This is a genomic window from Bartonella sp. AA1HLJMS, assembly GCF_042197445.1.
Lineage (GTDB): Bacteria > Pseudomonadota > Alphaproteobacteria > Rhizobiales > Rhizobiaceae > Bartonella.
The window spans coordinates 1-5,256 of record NZ_JBHIRW010000063.1; the positions used below are offsets into that span (position 1 = coordinate 1).

3 protein-coding genes and 1 pseudogene are annotated in these 5,256 nt (G+C 45.1%); 1 reads left to right on the plus strand and 3 read right to left on the minus strand.

Annotated features, from left to right (window positions below):
- The 3 genes and pseudogenes from ACFIQE_RS08625 to ACFIQE_RS08635 all read right to left on the minus strand — a co-directional run.
- Window positions 1-3,446, minus strand: a 3,446-nt coding sequence (locus ACFIQE_RS08625) for a hypothetical protein (RefSeq protein ID WP_375707546.1), incomplete at its 3' end; no start/stop codon positions are given.
- 17 nt (window positions 3,447-3,463) lie between these two features.
- Complete coding sequence (locus ACFIQE_RS08630; protein ID WP_375630375.1) at window positions 3,464-3,697, minus strand: hypothetical protein; 234 nt, start codon at window positions 3,695-3,697, stop codon at window positions 3,464-3,466.
- A 9-nt stretch (window positions 3,698-3,706) separates the two neighbouring features.
- Window positions 3,707-3,904 (minus strand): annotated as a pseudogene (locus tag ACFIQE_RS08635) (phage tail protein); the annotation flags it as partial.
- A 177-nt stretch (window positions 3,905-4,081) separates the two neighbouring features.
- On the opposite strand from ACFIQE_RS08635, the gene ACFIQE_RS08640 reads away from it, so the two are divergent.
- Window positions 4,082-5,248, plus strand: coding sequence for a tyrosine-type recombinase/integrase (locus tag ACFIQE_RS08640; protein ID WP_375707547.1), 1,167 nt, complete (start codon window positions 4,082-4,084; stop codon window positions 5,246-5,248).
- The last annotated feature ends 8 nt before the right edge of the window (window positions 5,249-5,256 follow it).

A 5,256-nucleotide genomic window follows, 5' to 3' on the forward strand; every position in this document is an offset into this window, starting at 1 on the left:
CAAACTGAATTGGGTAAAATATCCCCTGCTCTATAACCAGACAATGGATGACCGGAAATCGTACCAACATCCGCACAAAGCGTATGAAACCCTCCTATCTTTCGCGAATTACTCACTGTGTAATTCCTTGGATACGTAGAGTTTTCTGATAAAACAAATTTATGAGACTGTCTTCCATCAGAAACCAAATAAACATAATAATCCTTCCCCGCCGAAATAGAAGAAACGTTTATTATTGTATCTTCCGTATAACTTGCAACCAAAGTATCATTGCCTAATGCCAAGGTTATACGCGTTCCTTTCTTCAATGTGAGTTGTTTTTTCCCTGTTGCAATAAGAAACGGCGTGGAAATTGAAAGAACCGTTAAATTGGACTGTTTCAGTAAATTGTTTACCTCTTCCGCTAGCGCTTTTGCCTGTGAAGCTACTGTATGAGCTGTTGTCGCTGTTTCCAGAGAACTCTTGATACCACTAAGCTCTTTCTTCATTGTATCGGCGGTTGTTTTGGCTTCTTCTGCTGTCCTTTTCGCTCTATCGGCTACTTCCTTGGCTTTTTCGGCTTCGCTCTTGGCTTGATAGGCTTGTGAATCTGCCGCCTCGGCTTTTTTCTTGGCTTCTTCGCCTGCCGTTTCTGCTAAACTTGCTGTAAGCTTAGCACTATCTGCTGTTTCATTCGCTTTGTGGGCTTTATTCCACGCTGCATTCGCTGTGCTTTTTGCATTTTCCACCTCACTACGCGCTTGCGTCGCATCATGTCTTGCATAACCAGCAGACTCCTTGGCTTCCTTGGCTATTTTTTGTGCCTCTTCCGCTTCTTCTTCTAAAGACGCGGCTTTCTTACCCGCTGTTTCGGCTGCCCTCTGCGCCTCTCCTGCTATATATTTTGCATTACTCGCTATTTCCTTGGCTTTTTCTACTTCATTCTTGGCTTCATACGCTCGGTCATCGGCTTTCTCTGCTATTTTCTTGGCTTCTTCACCTGCCATTTCTGCTAATCTTGCTATAGTCTTAGCGTTATTGGCTGCTTCATTCGCGTCGTAAGCTTTACTCCACGCTTCATTCGCTGTGCTTTTTACTTTTTCCACCTCACTACGCGCTTGCTCCGCATCATGGTTAGCATAACCTGCTGTCTGTTTGGCTTCTTTTGCTATTTTTTGTGCTTCTTCTGCGGCTGCTTCTAAAGACGCGGCTTTTTTACCCGCTGTTTCAGCTGCCTTTTGCGCCTCTCCTGCTGCATATTTTGCACTATTAGCTATTTCCTTGGCTTTCTCTACTTCACCCTTAGCTTCATACGCGTAGTCATTGGCTTTCTCCGCTATTTTCTTGGCTTCTTCACCTGCTGTTTCCGCTAATCTTGCTATAACCTTGGCGTCCTTCGCTGTTTCATTCGCGCTGTGGGAATTACTCCACGCTTCATGAGCTTTGTTGTCTGCTGCTTCGGCTTTTTTCTTGGCTTCGTCTGAATACATCCGCGCTAAACTTGCTATAGTCTTAGCGTCACCTGCTACTTCCTGCGCTTTATTGGCATTACTCCATCCTTCATGAGCTGTACTTTTTGCCTTTTCTACCTCACTGCGCGCTTGTGCCGCCTCATGGTTAGCATAACCCGCTGTCTGTTTGGCTTCTTTTGCTATCTTTTCAGCTTCACCCGCTACTGTCTCTACCTGTGATGCCTTCTTTTGTGCACCATCAGCTACCTTCTTTGCCTCTTCGGCTATAGACTTCGCACTACCTGCTACTTGTTTTAGACCATCCAAAGCACCTTTCGTTTCTTCTGCTACCTTCTCTGCTGCTTCCGCTTTACTCTTTGCTGCTGTAGCTATACCCTTCAACGCCTCCACACTCGCTTCACCTGCCGTTTCTCCTGAACGCACCGATGCTTCTGCTGCTACCTTCGCTTCGTTGGCTATTCGTGTTGCTTCTGTTGCACTCTGTTGCGCTTGCTCGGCTTTCGTCTGTGCACTATCCAACGCACTTTTGGCTTCTAAGGCTGTCGCTTTGGCGCTCCTTGCTTCTTCTTTTGCTTCTTCTGATAAGCTTTTTGCACTAGAGGCGGTTTGACTTGCTTGTTCACTCGTGGATTTCGCCTCAGTCGCAACAGTCTCTAAATTTTCTGCTTTAGATTTCGCATCGCTAGCCTCTTTTACAGCTTGCTCTACTTTCCCTGTCGCCTTATCAACGGCGCTTTTCGCTTCCTCCGCCAAACCCTTCGCCTCAGATGCCGTACTCTTAGCTTCTCTTGCTTCTGTTAATGCTGTAGTCGCTGTAGATTTTGCTTCATTCGCAACTGCCTCTACACTTTCGGCTTTAGCCTTTGCTGTTTCTGCTGTCTCCTGTGATGCTGCTGCCAACCGTTTTGCTTCTTCTGATAATGTTTTAGCTGCCTCAGCAATCCCTTTCGCATCATTGGCTATACTAGATGCCCCGCCCGCTGTTGTTTTCGCAGAAGTCGCTTCTCTTAATGCCTGTTCTGATGCCTTTTGCGCCTCTGTAGATGCCGTATTCGCTTTTTCCGCTAAACCTTTCGCCTCTTCTGACGTGCTTACAGCTGCCTCTGATTGTGATTTGGCTTCTCTTGAAGCTGTTAATGCTGTCTCTACTCCCGCTTGTACTTGTGAGGCTGTTTTTGTGAGTTCTGTAACAGAAGATGTCGCACCTTCTGATAACTCTTTTGCTTGTTCTGCAATATCCTTGGCATCATCGGCTGCCTGTTTGGCTCCATCTGCCTTTAGACTTGCTTGCATGGCTACAGTCTTAACTTCATGACACGTTGCTACCGCCGTCGCTGCTACTTGCGTCGTCTCTGTTGCTGTTTGGGAAGCTTCTCTTGCTGTTTGTTCTGCACGCGTTGCAATGGTCTTCGATTCATCGGCTAACCTCTTGGCTTCGGTCGATAAATTAACAGCATTCTCACTGCTCTGTTTGACCTCTTCAAAACGTTGTAATGCCGTAGCCAATGAACCTTTCGTACTATTGATTTCCCCTGAGGCTCTATCGACTGCTGCTTTTGTCTCTTCTGCCATGCGCTTCGCTGCATCAGAAGTATTCTTGGCTTCTTCTGCTAAGCCATTGGCTGTATCCGCTGTCTCTTTCGCAAGGCTAGCCGTTGTCGTCGCTGCTTTAGCTTCTTCCTTCGCTTCATGAGACGTCGTAAGCGCTGTTGTCGCTGTTTGAACTGTTTTCGTCACTTCGCTAAGCGCTTGTTCCGAAACCCTCTTCGATTCTTCTGCAACCTGTTGCGCACCATTCGCACGCGACATGGCTTTTTCTGCTTCTTGACGTGCATTAACAACCTGCTCTAACGGCGCAAAGGTTTCATACGAATACAAAGATGCCGTCCCTAAAAGCTTCGGAACAACAACGCTGTCTTGAGAAGTCCCTTCTCTGATTTCCTCTTTCGTTGCAACAGGTATCAAATATTCATGTTCATGATCGGGTATCTTCATCTGCTTTATTCCTTCATTCAGAGGGCTTCATCCAATGAACACTCTTTCAAATCTTCAAACTCTTCTCTTAAGGTCTCTAAGCGCTTCTCTAAATCTTTCAGTGAACCATCAAGCTCTGTTTTCAAAGCGGCTTTCAGTAAATCAAAAACGCCAGTAAGCGGCGCATGTACAAAACCTCCCCCAGAATACAAAACGACCCGTACTTGAGACGGGTCGCTAATCTCTGATATCGCAAACGGTTTTAATGACATTTCAACTCCTCATGTCTTGATCCCATAAATTACACTCACATTAACGGGGCGCGTTTCAACACCACCAACCCTCTCTGCCATGAGATGATGTTCATGATGCTCTCTGTCATTCAGACCTGCCGTTATAGGCGTTGAATAATATAAAAAATTAGCAAAGGGGCTCCTGATAAACCAAGGTAAACGCGGCGGCTTGTCTTTTTCTGTAAACCTACAACACACTGATTTATAATGATAATTCACTGTTTTGTATGTTGAATGAGAGTCTCGAATAACGTAAGATTCTCTCATTTCAAGTCTGTTTATATTGAATCAAACAAACCCATTTGCTTGCACGGCATAAGCGGGGCTGGCGTGTGGGTAAAACTGTATAAGAAAGGAATGAAAATGGTTCTTATGAATCGTCTTAACGCAAGGGCTGTCGCAACATTGGGAGCTGGCAAATATAATGATGGTGCCGGCTTGATCCTCCATAAGCGTAAAGATGGTGGTGCTCAATGGCTTTATCGTTATACCATTCACGGTCGGCGCCGTGAAATGGGCTTGGGCGCCTTAAGACATGTCTCTTTAAAAAAAGCCCGTGAATTGGCAAACCAATGGCGTGCTGTTTTACATGAGGGTCGTGACCCCATTAAAGAACGCGATAAACAAAAGCGTGAGGCAATGCGTAATCTTCATTATTTAAAAAACATTGCTTTAGATGCTTTTGAAAGCCGTAAAGCTGAATTAAAAAGAGATGGTAAAGCTTGTGATTGGTTTTTACCATTACGCCTTCATATTCTCCCTAAATTGGGCTGTCTGCCCGTTTCAGAGATTACACAAATAGAGATACGCAATACCCTTGCTCCTATCTGGCATACAAAAGCTGCAACAGCAGAGAAAGCACTAAATCGTCTTAATCTTTGTCTCAAACATGCGGCTGCATTAGGGTTAGATGTTGATTTACAAGCAACAGAAAAAGCACGCGCGCTCTTAGGTAAACAACGTCATAAAACCACTAATAGACCTGCAATGGATTGGAAAGATGTTCCCGCCTTTTATCAGTTACTCTGTAAAACACAAAACATAACACAACTGGCTTTGCGCTTGCTTATCCTGACAGGCGTTCGTACCAACCCTTTGCGTCATATTCGTGAAGATCAGATTGAAGATGATGTATGGACTATTCCTGCTGAGAATATGAAAGGTTTGCGTGACGCTACAACAGAATTTCGCGTACCTCTATCATCTGAAGCGCTAAAAGTGATTAAACAAGCCCGTTGTATTTCCAAAAGTAATTTCATTCTGTCTTTTTCCGGTCGTGCTCCCCTTGCTGAGAATTGTATGGCAAAATATATGAGAGACAATAAACTTGAAGCCTGCCCGCATGGTTTTCGTTCTAGTTTACGCAATTGGCTTGCTGAAACAACCGATGCTCCCTATGAGGTTGCTGAAACTATTCTAAGTCATACAGTTGGCGGCAAAGTAGAGCGTGCCTATCGTCGCACTGACTATCTAGAACAGCGCCGTGTCTATATGGATAAATGGGCGGCTTATGTCACGGGTCAATCTTAAGATATGGG

Excerpts from the sequence above, each read along its gene's own strand:
- ACFIQE_RS08640 (WP_375707547.1), top strand. The coding sequence starts at position 4,082 with ATGGTTCTTATGAATCGTCTTAACGCAAGGGCTGTCGCAACATTGGGA.
- ACFIQE_RS08630 (WP_375630375.1), bottom strand. The coding sequence starts at position 3,697 with ATGTCATTAAAACCGTTTGCGATATCAGAGATTAGCGACCCGTCTCAA.